This is a genomic window from Kurthia gibsonii (assembly GCF_006539985.1).
GTDB classification, from domain to species: Bacteria; Bacillota; Bacilli; order Bacillales_A; family Planococcaceae; genus Kurthia; species Kurthia gibsonii.
Genome location: NZ_BJOB01000019.1, coordinates 26,660 through 47,550, shown reverse-complemented (window position 1 = coordinate 47,550; position 20,891 = coordinate 26,660). Strand labels below are relative to the sequence as shown.

Below are 20,891 nucleotides of genomic sequence, written 5' to 3'. Positions count from 1 at the left end.
GCCGAATTTCTAAACCTAAAACGGTGAAATTCGCTCGCATCTTTATTTTGAAAATAAAGCTTTAAATTTAGTGAAGATTCCTTGCTTTTCTTTTTCTAGTGTCATTAATGGTACAGACTCCCCCATTACACGTCTCACGATATTACGATAAGCTTTCCCCACTTGTGTAGATGGTTCTAACACAATCGGTTCACCCTTATTCGAAGATGTAATAACACGATCATCATCTGGAATAATACCAATTAAATCGAGTGATAGATGCATTGTAATCTCATTAATATCAAGTGTTTCGCCGCGATCCATCAGGTGCGTACGAATACGATTAATAATTAATTTCGGTGGCTCGATATTTTCTTGCTCTAATAAACCAATAATGCGATCTGCATCTCGAACAGCTGAAATTTCTGGCGTTGTCACAACAATCGCTCGTTCAGCACCCGCAATTGCATTGCGGTAGCCTTGTTCAATTCCTGCTGGGCAGTCAATTAAAACATAGTCAAATTGTTCTTTTAACTCATCGATTAAATCTTTCATTTGTTGCGGGTTAACCGCATTCTTATCCGCTGTTTGTGCAGCAGGTAATAAGTATAGTAATTCTTCAAATCGCTTATCTTTTACAAGTGCCTGATGAACTTTACATCGTCCTTCAATCACATCAACTAAATCGTAGATAATACGATTTTCTAACCCCAATATAACATCTAGGTTACGTAGTCCGATGTCTGTATCGACTAAACAGACGGACTTGCCTTGCAGTGCCAATGCAGTTCCTAGATTGGCAGTGGTTGTTGTTTTACCAACTCCACCCTTACCGGAAGTAATTACAATAGCTTCTCCCACATTAGCTTCCTCCCTTAAACGTAGACAAATTCGGTCTAATAATACGCAGTTCTTGAAGCCTTTTAATGCCAATTGTCTCGTCATCAAGTAAATAAGCACATTCCATTTCTGGTGTTTCAGCCAACTCTTGCTTTTCATTCGTCATGATTTCAAGAACATGACCAATTGCTAAATGTGTAGCGGATAAAAATGACGCTCCAATAACTGCCTCACAGTTGCCATTTTTCCCTGCATGTGCTCTTCCTTTTAACTTTCCTAAGACATAAATACTTCCGCCTGCTGTAACTTGTGCATTCGGATTTACATCTCCAACAATGACAAGATCTCCTTCTGAACTGACAGTTTGACCAGAGCGTACAATCCCAATATATGTAGAAGACTGACTTTCCATTATACGCTGGTTCGATTCTTCAATCGTAATGACGTCACTTTTCACTTTCGATACGCGAACATTTAATGCTTCCTGTACTGCTTGAAGCAATTCATTCATTTGTTCATCTGTACAATAACGGTTTCCGATTGCAATCTGGACCTCTACTTGTTCATCAAGACGATCTTCTGCAAGCTTTCCTTCCAATTCACGCAATAATTCCTCATAGCCACATTGGTCGTCTAATTTGAGGACAAAACCTTCTTTTGTCCCCTTTAGACTGATAAGTTGTTTCGTTGTCAAAAAAGCCACCTCACTCCATTAAATTATTGACTGATTTGCTTTTTCTAGAACCCTTGCTTCAAGTAAGTACTTAAACGTCCAACCAAGCATAATTAAAAATACAGAGTTGGCAATCATTGTCGGTACTAAACGATGATTTAAAAATTCTGTAAAAGAAATATCAGTATAACCTATGAGTAAGAAAAATTGATGCAACGCAATTTCCAGAAGTGCTACGAGCAGTAATGATAATGTTGTTGTGACAACTAGATGCTGATGTATATATTTTACTGTAGAACCAGCAATAAAACAAATGAACGGATAAAGGAAAGTGTACAAACCGATAATATCAATGTAAAAAATATCGTACACGAGTCCAAAAACAAGTCCATAAATCATCGCGCGCTTCTTATCATAATAGATAGAGAGAAAAATTAAATAAAGAATGACAAAGCGAGGAACTAAATATTCTCGTTGACCATTAATATCAATCGGTGAAAAAAGTGAGAATTCTGTTTCTAAAAAGAATAGAATGACGGCGACAGCAGGAATTAAATACTTCGCCATTACTTGTCATTCCCTTCTGAAGAAAGGTTTTTATTCGTAGCATCACCGTCTGAGCCATCCACTTGGATTGCTTGACGTTTTGCAATAATTACATGATCAATCATTTGGAAATCAGCTGCTGGTTTAACATACGCTAATTTTGTTAGACCGAAATCATCCGTTGTCACTTTTGTTACTTCTCCAATTAAAATACCTTTAGGGAAAATACCCCCTAAACCAGAAGTTGTTACTTTATCACCTTTTTTAATTTTCAATTTTGAATCAATACGTTTTAGCATTAATTCGCCTCTTTTTGCATCATAACCTTCAATTAAACCACGCGCTTCTTTGCCTTTACTTGAGACAGTAGCCGATACGCGGTAATTTGTATTATTCGTTGATAATAATTCTACTTCTGATGTGTAAGGTGTTGTTTGAACAACCTTCCCAACTAAGCCCTCAGATGTTAAAACAGCCATGTTATTTTTCACGCCATTTGAAGATCCTTCATTTAGAATTAACTTCTCTTCCCATTGGTCAGGATTTCGCGCGATAACATTCGCTTGAATTGGATCATATACGCGAAGATCTGTTTTTTTATCTAATAACTTTTGAAGCTTTTTATTTTCAACTTCTAACTCATTTACTTCTGCTTGAAGTGTACCAAACTCTTCTAATCGTGATTTAAGACGCTTATTCTCATCATATGTGTTCAATAAGTCATCTACACTATTAATAAGCCCTGTAACATAACCAGCCGGCTTAGCAACAATATTTTGTCCTAAGCCGACTGTATCTTTAATAATTTGTTCAGGGAGTGATACCTTATCGCGATCGCTTAAGGTCCAACTGATCAATGCCACTAACAGAATGACTCCGATAAGAAGAAATATTAATCGTTTATTCGATAAGAATTGTGGCATTGCCGATTTCCCTCCCTTAAATTGTTTGCTGTTGTTTTAATGTATCGATTTGGTCTAATGACATACCTGTTCCAATCGCTACACAATCTAATGGATTTTCTGCAATAAATACAGGCATGTTTGTTTCATCACTAATTACTTTATCTAAGTTGCGAAGTAATGCTCCGCCACCTGTTAAAACAATACCGCGCTCCATAACATCAGCTGAAAGCTCTGGTGGTGTTTGTTCTAAAGTTTTCTTTACACCATCAATAATTGCTGAAATCGATTCACGTAATGAATCTGCAATTTCAATAGAAGAAATTTCGATTGTTTTTGGTAAACCTGTTACAAGGTCACGTCCACGAATCTCCATTTTTTGCTCTTCATCCATTGAACTTGTCGCAGAACCAATCTCCATTTTAATTGTTTCAGCTGTACGCTCACCAATTGTTAAGTTATATGATTTACGGATATATGCAATAATCGCTTGGTCCATTGCATCACCTGCTACGCGTACAGATTCACTGATTACGATACCACCAAGTGAGATTACTGCTACTTCTGTTGTACCGCCACCGATATCTACAACCATACTACCTGTAGGTTCTGATACTGGTAAATTTGCGCCGATAGCTGCTGCAAATGGTTCTTCAATTACGAACGCTTCACGAGCACCCGCTTGACGTGCTGCATCAATGACTGCACGCTTTTCTACTGACGTAATACCATATGGTACACATATAACAACGTTTGGTTTTTTGAATGAACTACCTACTACTTTTAAGGCATTTTGTAAGTAATGCTTAATCATTGTTGTTGTAATATCAAAATCTGCAATAACGCCATCTTTCATTGGACGAATTGCTACGATTGATCCTGGTGTACGACCAATCATATTTTTAGCCTCGTTACCTACTGCTACTGTTGTGTTTGTTTGCGTATTTTTCGCTACAACAGATGGTTCACGTAGTACGACACCCTTCCCTTTAATAAATACAAGTGTGTTTGCTGTGCCAAGGTCAATACCGACATCTTTTCCACCTAATCCGAACACGTTAATTTCTTCCTTTCCTTAGCCGTTTATAATAACTAGCTGTCATAAAATCATACGTTTCATTATAACGGAAAAATATAAAAAGGAACAGTATCAGAAGAAACCTTTTCCTTTCATACTAATATACCGATAATCGCCGATGATAATATGATCTAGTAAATCAATTCCAATAATTCCTCCGGCTTCCGCTATTCTCTTCGTTACTTCTATATCTTCAGGGCTTGGAGTTGGATTTCCTGACGGATGATTATGCGCGCATATAATTGATGCTGCCGAGCGCTTTACCGCTTCACGAAAAATCTCTCTCGGATGAACAATGCTCGCATTTAAGCTACCGATAAAAATCGTCTGCTTATGTATGATTTCATTTTTCACATTGAGAAATAGAACGACAAAATGCTCTTGCATTAACTGTGCTAAATCAGACATTAGATAGTCTGCTGCATCATCTGGATGTTTCACAACCGTTCGCTCTAAACGATTCGGAAGATGACTTCTTCTTCCTAGTTCAAAAGCCGCCAATAAATACATCGCTTTAACGCGACCAATTCCATCGACTGCTTGCAGTTCTTCAATTGTGGCATGCTTCAAATTGAGTAATGTTTCAAACTGATTTAGTAATCGTGTTGCAATATCAAGAACAGATTCTTTTTTCGTTCCTGAGCCAATTAAAATCGCTAATAGCTCATGATTCGAAAGTTGTTCTGCACCAAACAAAACCAATCGTTCTCTCGGTCGTTCTTGTGTCGCTACTTGCTGGATACAATGATTGACTTTTTTCATCATGACATCACCTCATCAAGATGTTCCATTTCCGCCAACTTTCTCAGCATCATTTCAACCCTTTGGAATGGCAATTCAATTGCATGCGTGAAAATATATTCATTACCGTCTTTACAAGTTTGCCCTTCTCCTACCCTATTATAACTAACATCATCTAAAAAAGGTTCCTTAGTTTGAATATATTTTTGAAGGTTTTTTATTTGTGGTGGTAAAGAACGAACAGGCGTTTCGTAAACATCCGTTAAAATATATTGACGATATTTAAGTAAAATCATCGTCGTTACTTTTGTTTTTGCAAAAGGATGTTTTTTTACATAAAATAACCATTGTTCATACGTAAGCTTTTTCTTTTCTACTTCAAAAAAGTGGTGATAGGCTAAACGATATACATCATAAATACCTGTTAGTAATTGGTATAAATAAAGATGCACTTCACTTACTTGTTGATGTTCATGTATATACTCATTAGGCAATTCAAATGTTTGATATGACATATATTCAAAATATTTTTGCCATATACTCTTTTCATAAGGGTTAGAACTTATAATATGGATTGGTGTGGGGTTCATATAATTCCTCCTTTTTCCATAAAGTATAGCGTATGGTTAAAAAGGGCTCTTTGTACTATTCACTTTATTTACTAAAAACAACCCTTTATTTAACTCTTTTTTTATAAAAAACTTATTTTTCTTTTTAGATTTAAAATAAAGCGACTTTCAAAAAAGTACACCCTTGCATCATCTAGATTAATGAGGGGTGTACTTTTATAAATGCGCATAACATCAATTATTTACTCACGGTCTTTTGCTCATTCGCTATTTTAGTTGTTTCTTTTTTACTTTTTGTTTCTACATAAAATGTTGTCGCTTGTATTTTTGCTGTAACTAAACCTTCTTTTTCGTTCGTATTTTCATACTTAACTGCATCCACAATGAATAAACGCGACAAATTTTCTATTTTATTAATAAAGCGATTCAAATCTTTTACATCATATGCACTCACAGATAAATCCATTGTTATTAACTTCAAGTGTTCTGGCTTTTTCTGATTTGCTAATGGAGAAATTGGTAATTCATTTTCATCTGCTTGGAATAGCTCTGCTTCTGTTAGACTCGTGTTTTTTTCATCAAGCACCTCTTTCGTCTCTTCTTCATAGTTATTAAAACGAATATTTGTTACAGTTGCTGAACTTGCATACTCCACTTCATCTAAAGCATCTACAATACTTTGTAAATCCGCATTTGCAGGAATTTTCGATTCAAGTGACTTCATCGTATGTGCACGTTCAACTTCTTTTTTTGCTTGACTTTGTTCAGTCGATAATTTCGTTAAGTACTTTTGTTGTTCAGTATATTTTTGATTAAGTGAATCGTATAAAGCCATTTCTGGTTTCAACGCATAGTAATATAATCCCACACCAACCGCTATAACGAGGAGAATGGATAATGTGTACACAAATGAATTATTTTTCTTCTTTTTTGCACGCATTATTTCGCACCCCCTGTTTTAGTAGTTGCTGATGGATCTAATGTCGTAAGAATAATCGCTTTGTACTGTGCATTCTCATTCATTGTCTGTTCTTCACCAACATTATCCACATCTACTTTTGTAAAAGTCGAAGCTGAATCAAGTTTTACTGTTTTGAAGATTGACTCATTATCTAAATTACGAATAAATGTCGAAGCTTCATTTAAATTATCAAAATACACGATAAATTCAACCTGATCATCTTTATAATCTAACCCTGCTAATTCACCAGAACCTGGCATATATTTATTAGCGACTTCAATAATATTTGATATAGGTGTTTGGTATTTCTCAGCAAATTGTACAGACGTTGCAATCGCATAAGATGGATTACTTTGTACTTGTGTTAACGTTTTTTCTTCTGTTTGAATTTGTGTCGCTAACTGATCCGTTTTCTTCTCCATTTTCGCAATATCATTACTTAACAAATAATAGTTAATACCATAAAAAATAATTACGATAAGCAATAAAACAATAATGATTAGTTTCATTAAACTATTTTTTCTTTTGGGTGGATACTGATCTTGCGGCAGGAGGTTAATATTTGGAATCATACCATCGAAGCCTCCTTCATCTCTAATCCAAGTAAACTGCAATGTTTTAATTGATACGTTGTAAAAACTTCCCCTACTTGTTCATCTGTTATTTGAACTACTTCTAATGGGAATTTCACGCGCAATAACTCTGTAATCTTTGGCAACATTGGATGATCGCCTAATACAATGAGTTGTTGAACTTGCTTCATTCCTTTATTTAAAGATATTTCGTAAAACTGGCATATATGTTGAATTTCAACGAATGCATGACTGAGTTCATCCATATACATCTCAATATGATTAGACAATGTATGTGTAAAACTGTGTGCTTCTTGTTCTTTTAACATCCAATCTGACTGTGTTGTTGGAATTGTATGCGTGCGCAATAATTTAACATGATGATTTTCAACAATCGACATCGTCACTTCATTGATGGACCAATCTAATATCATCGATGTTTTTTCAGTATAAGAAGGCATTACTTTTTCTAATGTACGTAAGTTTGCTAAAGATTTAATATCGACTACTTCTGGGATTTGACCTAGCGATTCCACAACTTCAATAATTTTATCGACTTCATTACGCTCTGTTGCAAAAAGCATCGCCTCACCATCCGTTGGATCTTCATCATAAACATCTACAACAGGAGCTTCAAATGCTAAATGAATCGACTTGCCAATCTCGTTAAATATATAATTATCAATTTCGTCGAACGTTGTTAAATTCTCTGGAACTGCAATACGCTTCATCTCAACATCACGATTCGGTACAATAACACGCACATGGTACTTTTTAATTTTTAAGTTTTTTAAAGGCGTTTGTAAAGCGCGATAAAAAGCATCTGGGTCTAAAATACGTCCATGCTGTACGATTCCTTCCTGCAGAGGAATCTGATATGTAATTCCCTTACTCAAATCGCTGCCTACCACCGCTAATATACTCACCAAAAAGTCATTGTAAACAATAGATAAACTCTTTTTCTTATTGCCTAACATTTTGGGTACCTCCTCTTTTTCTCTCTTTTAATTATACACTTTACATGTTATCACTCGGATACATACCCTATTTTTTACATAACGAATACATTTTCAGGAAAAAAGTAGAATTTATTTTTTCTTTCATATATTTTTTCATTATAATACTTTTGGAGTGTAAAATAAATATATTGCCCTAAAAATTAACAAGAAAGCTATTGAGTACATTTTTTGTAAATTGTATGATAGTTACGTGAGAAAAAACGATTATTACTATAATACATCAAAAAAGAGCTGAAATAGAAAAAAATGGGTATATTATAAATAACATGACTTTTTACATACACAGAAATCAAATTGATTAACCGGGGTGAATTACGTGAGAAAAACAAACAAGCGACCTTCACAGAAATCAAATAGGTCGCTCATTGCGATGTTATTGATTAGTTTATTCATTATTTCTGCCTTTATTGTGAATAAAGCAGTTGAAGGAAAACAAGTTCCTCTTGTCACAACAGCAAATACAAAAGGGAGTTATCTAGTTGCGACTGAAGGATTAGACTATGCAAGACTAGAAATAAAACAACAAATGATTCAAATTTATCAAGATGTTCAAAAACGATATGAACGATTAAGTCCATCTGAAAAAGCGGCGTTTGATGTAAAAAAAATTACGCTTTATAAAATTCAAACTTTATTAAACCGTAAATCAGGTATCCCGAAAACATGGGATACACATCAAAAAGTAGATGATATACAGCCGATCTCTACCACACTCATTATAAAAGATTCAAAACCAAATCAATATACAATTCAATCGACTGGACGTATCGGTGGAGAGCAGACAAAATTAAAGCAACCCCTTCAATTAGACTTAGAAATGGATACAACGATGAGGCAAGGTCGCTATGAGCCACCTTATGCCATTCATGCATCCAAGGAAATTGTTGTCCAGAATGCTTCAAAAGTATGGGGATTAATGGCGAGTAAAAATCCACGTAACATTCAAATAGATGGTTCTTCTTGTCAATATGAATTGACTGGAACAAGCTTTTTGAATGAATGTTTCAATGATGGGAATACAGAAGCATCGGATTTAAAAATTTGGAATGAACAAAATTTCAATAATTTTCTACCAATCTTCCCGATGAATGAATTAAAAACAATTGATGAACAACCATACAATGAAGAAGAAAAATATGTAACTGAAATTATTCCAAATCCAGACCCTGAAAAAAAAGATAAGAAAATCAATTACTATTATTTACAAAATAGCACTATGACCGTAACGGATAAAACACAAGAAGACTTTTCAATAGACACACCTTATCAATTCACGTCTTCTGAAGAACGCCTTCAAGAGTTAACACTAGATGGTGTAGATGCTTATATTGACATTGGTGACGGTGTTCAAACACTTCGCTTGGATACACTGAATTTAAATGGTGGTGCAAAACTACATATTTTAGGTAGTGGAACACTCAAATTATTTATTCAAGAAATGGGTGAATCTGAAGGTGAAATTGTAGCAGAAGAAGCAAAAATTGCTACTTATTTTGATGGTGATGCAACATTAGAATTCTCACAAAACTTCCGTAGTAGCGGGTTTATCTATAGTAAAAAAGCAGATATTACTTTACGCACAAATACGTATAAAGGCAATATTTTATCAGGTGGAAAGCGTGTTGTAATCAATGGCGGCAAATCAAATACAGGGAAGTTATTACTTGCACCGAAAGCAAATATTGAATTAAAAGACAAAACAAACTTTAAAGGTTCTATTCTTGGTCAAGCCATTGTCGTTACTGACTCAACTGTGCAGCATAAACCGTTAAAAGACAATGTTAATATTCCGATTCAATATGCAGTATATGATAAACCGAAACATTTTGCTTTGTACGGACAAATTAAACAGTTTGAATAAAAGACAAAAAGTCAACACCATGCTACAAGCGTGATGTTGGCTTTTCTTATATTCAGTTAGAATAAAATTCTTCATCCTAATACTCGCTGTAAAATCGGACGCCACTGCGCTAAAAGATAGAGTGAACCTGTTACGACTACAGGCCCTTCTTTTTGCTTCTCTTGAACAGCTTGTAAAACAGATGGTGCAATTCGTTTGCGCTTTGCATGACTCAACTTCATTAATTCTTCTGGAGGCATTAATCTCTCTTGTTCACGCTCAACTGCTACAAAAATAAAATCATTTGACACTTGTTCAAGCTCACGTAGTACCGCTTCTACATCCTTGTCTTTTAAAATCCCAACAACCATTGTCACTTTTTCGCCTTTCAATACTTGTTGAATGGTTTTTCGCAAGCTCCTTGCACTTGCTGGATTATGCGCTCCATCTAACCAAACTTGTGGAGCGAGTTGTTCAAAACGCCCTTCAAGATTAGTAGTTGCTACAGCTTGTTGAACTCTATCTTCTACTAATTCAATATGCAGTACTTTCGCCACCTCTATAAATGCTTGAATCGCGAGTGCCATATTCCCTTTTTGGTGTTCGCCTTTTAAGCTTGGATGTAATCCTGACATACAGATTACTTCATTCGACCACGTATCATCTAACACTTTAAAATCTTTGCCATTTATTTTAATCGTTGCTTGTTGCATATGCGCTTCTTCTTCGATTACTTTTTGTGCAGCTTCAGGTATTTCACCTATTACAGCATAGCCATTCTTTTTAATAATCCCAGCTTTATGCCATGCAATCTTTTCTAGTGTATCACCTAAAAAATTCGTATGCTCGAGTGCAATACTTGGAATGACTGATACAATGGGCTCAACCACATTCGTACTATCAAAACGCCCACCCATACCACTCTCGATCATCGCAAGGTCTGGTTTAGCTTGGCGAATGGCAATAAAAGCGATAGCTGTTAATAATTCAAATTCTGTCAATAAGCCACTTAGCCCTGCTTTTTTTGCTTCTTCGAACGCTCGATTCATCTGCTCTGGTGTAATCGATTGTCCATTCAACCGAATTTGATCGTGGACATTTTCGATACAGGGTGACATAAATGTTGCAGTCGTCAAACCATGTTCCTGTGCGATTCGTTCTATCATGCGAATTGTAGAACCTTTGCCATTTGTACCTGCGACATGAATGGTTGGTATAGCAAGTTGTGGATTGCCTAACTTCTCCATCGCTACTTGAATCGCTTCAAGACCAGGCTTAATCTCATTTGCACTCTCAATTTTGTATGTATTTTGATATTCTTCAAACATTGGAATCATGGAATTTTCCCTACCTATTCATTTTCTACGTAATTCGTGCTAAAATTTGTATTGATTGTTTTTATTATAACACTGTTATTCGGAGGTTTGAACGTATGAAGACATGCTGGATTATTTACAATGGTAGTCTTGTATCGGATAAATTTTTAGACCAAGCAAGACTCATGGCTGAAGCCTGTCAAAATCATGGCGTTCAACCGTTTATTTATAAAAATTATGAAATTCAAATGCATTCCGCTAAAAAGTTAGAACAAGCACCTGACTTTGTCATCTTTTTAGATAAGGATATTTTGCTCGCTACGTATTTAAAAAATCAAGGAATTCCCGTTTTCAATGATCCTGAAGTGATTGAAACATGTGACAATAAAGCAAAGCAATACATACAATTAGCCAAAGCAAATATTCGTATGCCAAAAACGATTATCGCGCCGAAAGTCTACCCTAAATTCACAATTCGTGAAAGTGGTTATTTTGAAGGTGTATTAGAAGAACTTGGACTACCCCTTATTATTAAGGAGGCACATGGTTCATTTGGTATGAAAGTGTATTTAATTGAAACACAAGAGGACTTTTTCGAAAAGGTAGATACACTACGTGGTGTTGACTTCATCTTCCAACAATATATCGCATCAAGCTATGGACGTGATATTCGTGTCAATACGATTGGTAATGAAGTCGTCGCTGCGATGTATCGTCACTCTGAAACAGATTTCAGAGCGAATATTACAAATGGTGGTAAAGCCGAAACGATTACATTAACAAAAGAACAGGAACAATTAGCGCTCGCAGCAGCCAAAGCTATTGGTGCTGACTTCGCTGGTGTTGACTTACTGTTTGATGAACAAGAACAGCCACTTGTATGTGAAGTCAACGCAGCTTCACATATTCGAAACATTTACAATGTAACAGGTATTCACGTGGGCGATGCATTCGTTCAGTATATTTTAAAAAAGTTAGGATGAGAAGATTTTGAAACGCGCATATCTTGTATATGACGCAGCTGATGCAAAAGTGAATATAGCCTTTATCGATCAGCTCGTCGTATCTGCAAAAAAACAGATGATTGACTTGCAACTTGTGCTGTTAAATGACTTCTCTGTTCCAGAATTAGTCGAACATTGCCAAGATGCTTGTTTTGTATTTTATCGTGCTCGTAACTGTGACTATGTTACTTCATTGGAACAAGCAAATATTCCGGTTGTAAATAGCAGTCACGTGAACGCACTCGCAAATAATAAATATATGACTTTACAATTTGCTCGAACACTTGGCATTCCAACTGTTCCACTCTATCAACAAGCTTCAGATTATGAGTATCCACTTGTATTTAAAACAATTGATGGACATGGTGGCTCAGAAGTCATGCTTTGTCAGGATGAACAAGAGTTAAATGCTTATCAAAAACAGTTTGAAAATCGTTTAACACTGGTTCAACCTTATATTGAATCCAATGCGACAGATGTTCGCGTTTGGGTGCTCGGTAACCGTATTATTGGTGCGGTTAAACGTCAAGGTCGTGCTGATTTTCGTTCGAATGTCACATTAGGTGGTTCGATTGAAAAATATGAACTTGATTCACTTCAAATGGACCATGTACTTGCGATGCAAAAAGCCATTCGTAGCGATTATATCGGTATGGACTTCTTACTACTAGAAGATGGTACATGGTTATTGAATGAAATTGAAGACCCTGTAGGTGCTCGTTCATTCTATGATTTATTCGATGAATATTTACCTGATTTACTCATGGATTATTTAGTGAATCATTATGTAAACGCAACAATTTATTAAAAAAGATACTGAGATAAAATATTTCATTTTCTTTTTAGAGTTCGCAACAAAAAACCAGAATCGCGCCACAGTGCGATTCTGGTTTTTATTATGCTCATATGAGACGGTGTTTTTACACATATGTCCCAGGTTATTTTTTATTACATTTCTTTTAGTTCTGCAATACGTTTTTGAACAGTTGCTTGTTTTTCAAGATAGTCTGCTTCTTTTTCACGCTCTGCTGCAACAACTGCTTCAGGTGCGCTTGAAACAAATTTCTCGTTGTTCAATTTACCTTGAACACGTTTTACTTCTTTATTCCACTTATCTAACTCTTTTTCAAGACGTGCAATCTCATCTTCTAAGTTGATTAAACCTTTTAGTGGTAAGAATAACTCTGCTCCTGAAATAACTGCTGACATCGTTTTACCTTCTGGTTCTACGTTTAAGCCAATTGTTAATGTTTCTGGGTTACAGAATTTTTCGATATATCCTTTATTCGCTTCAAGTACAGCTAATTCTACATCTGATTTTGCTGAGATGAACATTGGTACTTGTTTGCTCATTGGTGTATTTACTTCTGCACGAATGTTACGAACTGCATGGATAATATCCATTAATAGCTGCATGTTTTTCGCTTCTTCTTCAAAATGAAGATCTTCGCGTACTGTTGGCCATGCTGCATTGACGATTGTGTCGCCTTCGTGTGGTAAGTGTTGCCAAATTTCTTCTGTGATGAATGGCATTAATGGGTGTAATAGACGCATCGTTTGATCTAATACGTAAGCAAGTACTGAACGAGTTGTTTTCTTTGCTGCTTCATCTTCACCGTATAATGGTAATTTCGCCATTTCGATATACCAAGAACAGAAATCATCCCAGATAAAGTTATTTAAGTAACGACCTACTTCACCAAACTCATACTTCTCAGCAAGCTCTGTTACTTTTTCGATTGTTTCATTTAAGCGTGTTAAAATCCACTTATCTGCAACTGATTTTTCACCTGTTAAATCAATCTCATCATATGTCATGCCTTCCATATTCATTAATGCAAAACGTGAAGCATTCCAAATTTTGTTTGAGAAGTTCCAAATCGCTTCTACTTTTTCAGTTGTATAACGTAAATCTTGACCTGGTGATGAACCTGTTGCTAAGAAGAAGCGTAATGAGTCTGCACCGTATTCTGCGATGACGTCCATCGGATCAACACCGTTACCAAGTGATTTCGACATTTTGCGACCTTCACCGTCACGTACTAAACCATGAATTAATACGTCTTTGAATGGACGCTCGCCTGTGAATTCAAGTGATTGGAAAATCATACGAGATACCCAGAAGAAGATGATGTCATAACCTGTTACAAGTGCACCTGTTGGGAAGTAGCGTTTGAAATCTTCTGATTCAACGTCTGGCCAACCCATTGTTGAAAACGGCCATAATGCAGATGAGAACCATGTATCTAATACGTCTGCATCGCGTGTCCAGTTTTCTTCATCAGCTGGCGCTTCTGTACCTACATATAATTCACCTGTTTCGTTATGATACCAAGCTGGAATTTGATGTCCCCACCATAATTGACGTGAAATACACCAGTCATGGATATTTTCCATCCAACGTGTATACGTATTTTCAAAACGTTGTGGCACGAAGTTTACTTTTTCATCTTCTTTCGCTTGTAAATCAAGTGCCTCTTTTGCTAGTGGTCCCATCTTAACAAACCATTGTTTTGATAAATATGGTTCAACTACTGCACCAGAACGCTCTGAGTGACCTACTGAGTGTAAGTGATCGACAATTTTAATTAATACACCTTGTTCTTGTAAATCTTTTACGATTTCTTTACGGCATTCAAAGCGGTCCATACCTGCATATTTGCCAGCCATATCATTCATCGTACCGTCGCCATTCATCACCATAATGCGCTCTAGGTTATGACGATTACCTACTTCAAAGTCATTCGGGTCATGTGCTGGTGTCATTTTTACAACACCTGTACCGAATTCCATGTCTACATAGTCATCTGCAACGATTGGTAATTCACGACCTACGATTGGTAGAATTGCCGTTTTACCGATTAAGTGTGCGTAACGTTCATCATTCGGGTTTACTGCAATCCCTGAGTCACCTAACATTGTTTCTGGACGTGTTGTAGCGATTTCTACTTTTTCGTCGCTATCTTTGATTGGGTATTCCATATGGTAGAATGCACCTTGTACATCTTTATAAATTACTTCGATATCTGAAAGTGCTGTTTGTGCTGCTGGGTCCCAGTTGATAATACGTTCACCGCGGTAGATTAGGCCTTTTTCGTATAATTTTACGAATACTTCTTTTACCGCATCTGATAAACCATCATCTAATGTGAAACGTTCGCGTGAGTAATCTAATGCTAAACCTAGTTTCGCCCATTGTGCACGAATTGTTTCAGCATATTCTTCTTTCCATTCCCATGTTTTCTCTAGGAATTTTTCACGACCTAAATCGTGACGAGATACGCCTTGTTCGCGTAATTTTGCTTCTACTTTTGCTTGTGTTGCAATCCCTGCATGGTCCATACCCGGTAACCATAATGCATCATAACCTTGCATACGCTTCATACGAATTAAGATATCTTGTAGTGTTGTATCCCAAGCGTGACCTAAGTGTAATTTACCTGTTACGTTTGGCGGTGGGATTACGATTGAATAAGGCTCTTTACCACTTTCTGGTTGTGCTTTAAAGCAATCTTTTTGTAGCCACCACTCGTAGCGACCTGTTTCAACAGCTTGTGGGTCATACTTCGTTGGCATTGAAATTTCTTGTTCTGACATGTTTTCGTCCTCCTTCATTTCTTGACCATCCATTTTAGGCATAAAAAAAATCCTTCACATCCTCAAAAAAGGACGAAAGAATTCGCGGTACCACCTTTATTCCAGCACAGTTGACTGGCACTTCATTGGATAACGGTCTCTAAACCGAATTTCGCTACTAAAATCTGTTCACGAAATTTGCTCATGGGCTACCTTCAGACATCTACTTGAGAAACTTTCACCAACCGTTTCCTCTCTCGACAAGTAAGAATGCTTACTCCTCCCAATCATTGCAATTGTTTATTTGAATAAGCTAATTGTATATGAATTTATGGCTTTTAGCAATACAGTGCATAAAAAAACTTCGACACATATACTGTGCCGAAGTATCTCTTAAAATTAACGACGTAATTGCTTAAATACTTTTTGGAAAGCTGCAATTGTTTGGTCGATATGTTGTTCTGTATGCGCTGTTGATACGAATACACCTTCGAATTGTGATGGCGGTAAGAAAATTCCTTCTTGTGCCATTAAACCGTAATATTCAGCGAATAATTCTAAATCAGATGTTTTCGCTGTATCGAAGTCGATTACTTTTTCATTTGTTAAGAAGTAACCAATCATTGAACCTGCACGATTCACTGTATGTGGAATATTGTATGTTTCAGCTGCTTCTCTAAAACCAGCTTCTAAACGATCCCCTAATTTTTCAAAGTGTTTATATGAATCCTCTGTTAAATGTTGAATCGTTTCAAGTCCTGCTGTCATCGCAAGTGGGTTACCTGATAGTGTACCTGCTTGATAAATTGGACCAGCTGGTGCGATTTGTTCCATAATATCACGACGACCACCGAAAGCACCTACAGGTAGTCCTCCGCCAATTACTTTACCAAGACATGTTAAATCAGGTGTTACACCGTAGTAACCTTGTGCTGAATGGTAGCCTACGCGAAAACCTGTCATGACTTCATCAAAGATTAATAGAGAACCTGCTTTTTTCGTCAAGTCACGTAAACCTTCTAAGAAGCCTGGAAGCGGTGGTACACAGCCCATATTCCCAGCAACCGGTTCAACGATTACCGCTGCAATCTCTTCACCGAATGCTTCAAACACTTGTTGAACAGCCTCTAAATTATTATAAGGAACTGTTAACGTATTTTGTGCAATAGACATTGGAACACCAGGGCTATCTGGTAAACCAAGTGTCGCAACACCTGAACCTGCTTTGATTAATAGTGAATCACCATGTCCATGATATGAACCTTCAAATTTCAAGATTTTATCGCGACCTGTGAAACCACGTGCTGCACGAATTGCAGACATTGTAGCCTCTGTACCAGACGATACCATACGAATCATCTCAACAGAAGGTACACGATGAATCACTTCTTTCGCTAAGTCGTTTTCAATACGTGTTGACGCACCAAATGATGTACCCGTAGTAGCAACTCGTTGAATCGCTGCTACTACGTCTGGATGTGTATGACCGATAATGAGTGGACCCCAAGATAAAACGTAGTCGATATAATCATTGCCATCGACATCTGTAATAATCGCTCCATGACCTTTTTCCATAACGATTGGCTCTTGTTTAACAGCTTTGAACGCACGAACAGGACTATTTACGCCACCAGGCATTAAATCTACTGCTTCTGCAAAAACTTTACGTGACTCTTCAAAAGAACGTGTCATCTCTATCTCTCCTCCAACCAACGTGCCGCATCTTTTGCATGGTACGTCATGATTAAATCTGCACCTGCACGTTTCATACTTAATAATGTTTCTAAAACGGTTTGCTTTTCATCCATCCAACCATTTAATGCTGCTGCTTTGACCATTGCATATTCGCCTGATACATTGTAAGCAACAACTGGCATGTCATGGTTATTACGTACATCACGTATAATATCTAAATACGATAATGCTGGTTTAACGATTAAGAAGTCAGCACCTTCTTCAACATCTGAAGCTGCTTCACGCATCGCCTCTAAACGATTTGATGGGTCCATTTGATACGTTTTACGATCACCAAACTTTGGTGCACCATCTGCTGCTTCACGGAAAGGTCCGTAGTAAGCAGAAGCATATTTTACTGCATAGGACATAATCGGTGTATCTTCAAATCCAGCTTCATCTAATCCTTTACGAATCACCGCAACAAAACCATCCATCATGTTTGAAGGTGCGATAATATCAGCACCTGCTTTTGCTTGTGAAATAGCTGTTTGTGCTAATAAATCAAGTGAAGGATCATTTAAAATACGTTCATCTTCTGACACAACACCGCAGTGACCATGCGATGTATATTCACATAGACATGTATCTGCAATGACCATGACTTCTGGATAGTTCTCTTTTACAAAGCGAATCGCTTTTTGAATAATCCCATGATCATGATAAGCTTCTGACCCAACTGCATCTTTCTCTGCAGGTAAACCGAATAAAATAACAGAAGGAATACCTAGGGCAACAACCTCATCCATTTCCTCATGTAAACGATCTAATGAGAATTGATAAATTCCCGGCATAGAAACGACAGGGTTCTTAACATTCTCGCCTTCCATTACAAAAATAGGGTAGATGAAATCTTCTTTATGTAGATACGTTTCTTTTACCATTGCACGCATCGTTGCATTTTGTCGTAAACGTCTGTGTCTTTTAAATTGTAAGTTTGTCATATTAAGATTCCTTTCTTCTTGCTATTTCTTCAATTACCTGTTGCATCGTGTATGTTTTTGGCTGGATAATATCCCATGCGCCAAGTGCGATTAATGCTTTCTCGGTTACATGACCAATCGCTGCCACTTGGATTTCGTCCCAATCGTGTAGAGGTAATATTTCCTCAGCATACACACGCACAGCCGAGGGACTTGCAAAAACAACCGTACAATTTTTATGTTGAATTTGCTCTTTCAATTCTGGAATTGACTTTTTTGTTGGACGTGTTTCATAAATTGTCCATGTTTCTACTCGACATTTGAGACCATTTGGAATCGTGTCTTTCGCCATCGAACCTCGCATAAATAGACAGGTCGTCTCAGGCTGTAAAAAACGATTAAACTCTTTCACCATTGTATCTGCACTATACGTTGTCGGAACAAAATGAATTGAAAAACCTGCCATTTCTAAAGCTTCAGCTGTTTTTTCACCTACAACTGCAATTCGCTGTTCTATCCATAAACTTGCATCCTGTTCATATTGTTCCATTTTTCTAATGAATGCATGTACTGCATTTTGACTTGTGAAAATTAGCCAATCTACTTGCTGACTACGCTGCAAAAATAAGCCATCATCATTTGACTGTACATCGGCCACTTCAATCAAAGGTAAATGAAGTGCTTCTCCACCTAGCGCCTCGATTTGTGACTGAGCTTGACCTGTAATCGAGGTGCCTGTTAACACAATGGTATCATGTTGAAGCGGTTGATTATTGCTCATTTTGCTCCGCTTTTACTTTTTGAATCAATTCATACGCACCTTGCTCAGTCAGTTGTTTTGCTACTACTTCTCCTACTGTTTTTGCATCTGTGTGTGTGGCTTTTTCATGGTAGAAGACAGAAGCATCTGGTGCAGCAACAAGTCCTTCAAAATGTAATTGTCCTGCTTCATATGTTGCATATCCAGCAATTGGTACTTGACACCCGCCATCCATCGCCGCTAAAAAAGCACGTTCTGCATGTGCTGTTTCCCAAGTCGCCTGGTCTGTCATTTTTGCCAATGCCGCTAACAATTCGGCATCATCTGCTCGACATTCAATTCCTAATGACCCTTGTCCTACAGCAGGTACACAAAGATCAGTTGATAAATATTCAGTTACAACATCATCTGACCAACCAAGTCGTTTTAACCCAGCAGCAGCTAAAATAATCGCATCATATTCGCCAGCTTCTAATTTAGCTAAACGTGTGTCTACATTTCCACGAATCCATTTAATCGTTAAGTCTGGGCGTGCTTTTAATAATTGAGCACTACGACGTAAGCTTGATGTACCGACAACCGCACCTGCTGGTAAATCCATGAATTTTACATGATTTTTTGAGATGAAGGCATCACGCGCATCTTCACGTTTTGGAATACAGCCAATTACTAAACCTTCTGGTAGAACCGCTGGCATATCTTTCATACTATGTACAGCGAAATCAATCTCTTGGTCGAATAAGGCTTGTTCAATCTCTTTTACAAACAAACCTTTTCCGCCAACTTTTGATAACTGTACATCTAAAATACGATCGCCTTTTGTCACAATCTCTTTGACCTCAAATTCAAACGGTGCACCTGTTTTCTTTAATTCTTCGATGAACCAATTTGTTTGAGTTAAGGCTAACTTACTTCTTCTTGAACCAACAATAATTTTACGCAAAATAATCCTACCCTTCTGTTAATACCAAAAATGGAAACCTGATAAGCTACTTCCTAAAAAGAAATTAATAATAACCAATAAAAAAGCACATATGTTGACCCATGCCAATCGAATTGAATGTAGTTGATCGCGACGATTCAATAAAACAATCGTACAATAGACAAACAATGTAATGAATGAACCGATGATTTTTACATCAAATACATTTAAATTATCGACGGTGATATAAGCCCACATAAACCCTAAAATCAGACTGATAAAAAGAATGGGAATCCCAATTACCATTGCCCAATTTGAACTACTTTCTGCTTGTCCAAGCGATGGTAGCCTCGTCCACTGCTTCGTCCATTTTTTCTTTTTTAATACATTGTATAAAATAACGTACAATGTCGAAAAAACAAAAGATAATGAAAAAGCAACATAAGACAAAATCGCAAACATCACATGAATAAATAATAACTCAGAAACTAAATTCTCACCTACAGGTGATTGCGCCACTTGGTTTGGTGCAAATGTATGAATAACCATAAAGATAAACCCGAGAATATTAATAAAGAATACAGGTAAATCGGCTCGATAAACACAATGCAGTAAAATCGAGATGGATACTAATAACCAACTATAAAAATAAATCCCTTCAAATAGTGTCAGAATCGGGAATCGATGCGTTTGAATAATATATACAATTAAAAAAACTGATTGTAAAATCCAAACAACCGAAACAAACCAAAAAGCGATTCGACGTGACTTTGCATCTTTTTTTAAATAATCTACAAAGTAAAAAATTATCCCGATTGCGTATAGCACAACGATTGCTTCGTGCAATCGGGTCATTGCTAAATCGGTCATATACGACGCTCCTTATATATCATGAAAAAAACGCTCTCGCATCTATATTTTAACACATAGATACGA

At 36.8% G+C, this 20,891-nt stretch carries 20 protein-coding genes and 1 other annotated feature; of the genes, 3 read left to right on the top strand and 17 right to left on the bottom strand.

What is annotated here, in order from left to right:
* Positions 1 to 42: 42 nt before the first annotated feature.
* The 10 genes from minD to pilM all read right to left on the bottom strand — a co-directional run bounded on the left by minD (position 43) and on the right by pilM (position 7,838).
* Positions 43 to 840 (bottom strand): septum site-determining protein MinD, encoded by a 798-nt coding sequence (gene minD / locus KGI01_RS07760; RefSeq protein ID WP_068452281.1) that lies wholly within the window; start codon positions 838 to 840, stop codon positions 43 to 45.
* A gap of 1 nt (position 841) precedes the next feature.
* Entirely contained in the window at positions 842 to 1,513 is a 672-nt protein-coding gene (locus KGI01_RS07755) for a septum site-determining protein MinC (protein ID WP_141274223.1), read from the bottom strand.
* Between the two features lie 18 nt (positions 1,514 to 1,531).
* Positions 1,532 to 2,059, bottom strand: a complete 528-nt coding sequence (gene mreD, locus KGI01_RS07750) for a rod shape-determining protein MreD (protein ID WP_068452275.1) — start codon at positions 2,057 to 2,059, stop codon at positions 1,532 to 1,534.
* Positions 2,059 to 2,961 carry a rod shape-determining protein MreC gene (gene mreC / locus KGI01_RS07745; protein ID WP_141274222.1) on the bottom strand — a complete coding sequence of 301 codons (903 nt, stop codon included), beginning with the start codon at positions 2,959 to 2,961 and terminating at the stop codon, positions 2,059 to 2,061. The genes mreD and mreC overlap by 1 nt, the downstream gene beginning before the upstream one ends.
* 16 nt (positions 2,962 to 2,977) lie before the next feature.
* Positions 2,978 to 3,997, bottom strand: coding sequence for a rod shape-determining protein (locus KGI01_RS07740; RefSeq protein ID WP_068452268.1), 1,020 nt, complete (start codon positions 3,995 to 3,997; stop codon positions 2,978 to 2,980).
* A gap of 93 nt (positions 3,998 to 4,090) precedes the next feature.
* Positions 4,091 to 4,783: a RadC family protein gene (gene radC / locus KGI01_RS07735; RefSeq protein ID WP_141274221.1), complete on the bottom strand. Its 693-nt coding sequence runs from the start codon at positions 4,781 to 4,783 to the stop codon at positions 4,091 to 4,093.
* Entirely contained in the window at positions 4,780 to 5,349 is a 570-nt protein-coding gene (locus tag KGI01_RS07730) for a hypothetical protein (RefSeq protein ID WP_141274220.1), read from the bottom strand. The genes radC and KGI01_RS07730 overlap by 4 nt, the downstream gene beginning before the upstream one ends.
* Before the next feature lie 217 nt (positions 5,350 to 5,566).
* Positions 5,567 to 6,268, bottom strand: coding sequence for a hypothetical protein (locus tag KGI01_RS07725; protein ID WP_141274219.1), 702 nt, complete (start codon positions 6,266 to 6,268; stop codon positions 5,567 to 5,569).
* Complete coding sequence (locus KGI01_RS07720) at positions 6,268 to 6,861, bottom strand: PilN family protein (protein ID WP_141274218.1); 594 nt, start codon at positions 6,859 to 6,861, stop codon at positions 6,268 to 6,270. Before KGI01_RS07720 ends, KGI01_RS07725 begins: the two co-directional genes overlap by 1 nt.
* Complete coding sequence (gene pilM / locus KGI01_RS07715; protein ID WP_141274217.1) at positions 6,858 to 7,838, bottom strand: type IV pilus biogenesis protein PilM; 981 nt, start codon at positions 7,836 to 7,838, stop codon at positions 6,858 to 6,860. Before pilM ends, KGI01_RS07720 begins: the two co-directional genes overlap by 4 nt.
* 358 nt (positions 7,839 to 8,196) lie before the next feature.
* Here pilM and KGI01_RS07710 point away from each other — a divergent pair, with 358 nt between their 5' ends.
* Positions 8,197 to 9,741, top strand: a complete 1,545-nt coding sequence (locus tag KGI01_RS07710; protein ID WP_141274216.1) for a hypothetical protein — start codon at positions 8,197 to 8,199, stop codon at positions 9,739 to 9,741.
* A gap of 71 nt (positions 9,742 to 9,812) precedes the next feature.
* Here the strand turns inward: KGI01_RS07710 and KGI01_RS07705 are convergent, their stop codons facing one another.
* The gene (locus tag KGI01_RS07705) at positions 9,813 to 11,057 is read right to left on the bottom strand and encodes a bifunctional folylpolyglutamate synthase/dihydrofolate synthase (RefSeq protein WP_141274215.1); all 1,245 of its coding nucleotides are present in this window, start codon (positions 11,055 to 11,057) and stop codon (positions 9,813 to 9,815) included.
* A gap of 95 nt (positions 11,058 to 11,152) precedes the next feature.
* On the opposite strand from KGI01_RS07705, the gene KGI01_RS07700 reads away from it, so the two are divergent.
* The gene (locus tag KGI01_RS07700; RefSeq protein WP_141274214.1) at positions 11,153 to 12,019 is read left to right on the top strand and encodes an ATP-grasp domain-containing protein; all 867 of its coding nucleotides are present in this window, start codon (positions 11,153 to 11,155) and stop codon (positions 12,017 to 12,019) included.
* A 7-nt stretch (positions 12,020 to 12,026) separates the two neighbouring features.
* Complete coding sequence (locus KGI01_RS07695) at positions 12,027 to 12,848, top strand: ATP-grasp domain-containing protein (RefSeq protein WP_141274213.1); 822 nt, start codon at positions 12,027 to 12,029, stop codon at positions 12,846 to 12,848.
* Between the two features lie 140 nt (positions 12,849 to 12,988).
* Here the strand turns inward: KGI01_RS07695 and KGI01_RS07690 are convergent, their stop codons facing one another.
* The 6 genes from KGI01_RS07690 to ccsA all read right to left on the bottom strand — a co-directional run bounded on the left by KGI01_RS07690 (position 12,989) and on the right by ccsA (position 20,825).
* Positions 12,989 to 15,637 (bottom strand): valine--tRNA ligase, encoded by a 2,649-nt coding sequence (locus tag KGI01_RS07690; protein ID WP_141274212.1) that lies wholly within the window; start codon positions 15,635 to 15,637, stop codon positions 12,989 to 12,991.
* 65 nt (positions 15,638 to 15,702) lie between these two features.
* Positions 15,703 to 15,916, bottom strand: a binding site (T-box leader).
* 99 nt (positions 15,917 to 16,015) lie between these two features.
* Positions 16,016 to 17,308 carry a glutamate-1-semialdehyde 2,1-aminomutase gene (gene hemL / locus KGI01_RS07685; protein ID WP_141274211.1) on the bottom strand — a complete coding sequence of 431 codons (1,293 nt, stop codon included), beginning with the start codon at positions 17,306 to 17,308 and terminating at the stop codon, positions 16,016 to 16,018.
* 2 nt (positions 17,309 to 17,310) lie between these two features.
* On the bottom strand, positions 17,311 to 18,294 hold the full coding sequence (gene hemB / locus KGI01_RS07680; RefSeq protein ID WP_141274210.1) for a porphobilinogen synthase: 984 nt from the start codon (positions 18,292 to 18,294) through the stop codon (positions 17,311 to 17,313).
* A gap of 1 nt (position 18,295) precedes the next feature.
* Entirely contained in the window at positions 18,296 to 19,054 is a 759-nt protein-coding gene (locus KGI01_RS07675; protein ID WP_141274209.1) for a uroporphyrinogen-III synthase, read from the bottom strand.
* A complete protein-coding gene (hemC, locus tag KGI01_RS07670; protein WP_087680357.1) occupies positions 19,044 to 19,976 on the bottom strand; it encodes a hydroxymethylbilane synthase in 933 nt (310 codons plus the stop codon). Before hemC ends, KGI01_RS07675 begins: the two co-directional genes overlap by 11 nt.
* An 18-nt stretch (positions 19,977 to 19,994) precedes the next feature.
* Positions 19,995 to 20,825 carry a cytochrome c biogenesis protein CcsA gene (gene ccsA / locus KGI01_RS07665; RefSeq protein ID WP_141274208.1) on the bottom strand — a complete coding sequence of 277 codons (831 nt, stop codon included), beginning with the start codon at positions 20,823 to 20,825 and terminating at the stop codon, positions 19,995 to 19,997.
* Positions 20,826 to 20,891: the final 66 nt, after the last annotated feature.

What these genes read in the sequence shown, in the direction of transcription:
- KGI01_RS07675 (WP_141274209.1), bottom strand. Translation starts at nt 19,054, where the DNA reads ATGAGCAATAATCAACCGCTTCAACATGATACCATTGTGTTAACAGGC.
- KGI01_RS07690 (WP_141274212.1), bottom strand. Translation starts at nt 15,637, where the DNA reads ATGTCAGAACAAGAAATTTCAATGCCAACGAAGTATGACCCACAAGCT.
- KGI01_RS07730 (WP_141274220.1), bottom strand. Translation starts at nt 5,349, where the DNA reads ATGAACCCCACACCAATCCATATTATAAGTTCTAACCCTTATGAAAAG.
- KGI01_RS07725 (WP_141274219.1), bottom strand. Translation starts at nt 6,268, where the DNA reads ATGCGTGCAAAAAAGAAGAAAAATAATTCATTTGTGTACACATTATCC.
- ccsA (WP_141274208.1), bottom strand. Translation starts at nt 20,825, where the DNA reads ATGACCGATTTAGCAATGACCCGATTGCACGAAGCAATCGTTGTGCTA.
- mreC (WP_141274222.1), bottom strand. Translation starts at nt 2,961, where the DNA reads ATGCCACAATTCTTATCGAATAAACGATTAATATTTCTTCTTATCGGA.
- pilM (WP_141274217.1), bottom strand. Translation starts at nt 7,838, where the DNA reads ATGTTAGGCAATAAGAAAAAGAGTTTATCTATTGTTTACAATGACTTT.
- hemB (WP_141274210.1), bottom strand. Translation starts at nt 18,294, where the DNA reads ATGACAAACTTACAATTTAAAAGACACAGACGTTTACGACAAAATGCA.
- KGI01_RS07700 (WP_141274214.1), top strand. Translation starts at nt 11,153, where the DNA reads ATGAAGACATGCTGGATTATTTACAATGGTAGTCTTGTATCGGATAAA.
- KGI01_RS07705 (WP_141274215.1), bottom strand. Translation starts at nt 11,057, where the DNA reads ATGATTCCAATGTTTGAAGAATATCAAAATACATACAAAATTGAGAGT.
- hemL (WP_141274211.1), bottom strand. Translation starts at nt 17,308, where the DNA reads ATGACACGTTCTTTTGAAGAGTCACGTAAAGTTTTTGCAGAAGCAGTA.
- KGI01_RS07720 (WP_141274218.1), bottom strand. Translation starts at nt 6,861, where the DNA reads ATGATTCCAAATATTAACCTCCTGCCGCAAGATCAGTATCCACCCAAA.
- radC (WP_141274221.1), bottom strand. Translation starts at nt 4,783, where the DNA reads ATGATGAAAAAAGTCAATCATTGTATCCAGCAAGTAGCGACACAAGAA.
- mreD (WP_068452275.1), bottom strand. Translation starts at nt 2,059, where the DNA reads ATGGCGAAGTATTTAATTCCTGCTGTCGCCGTCATTCTATTCTTTTTA.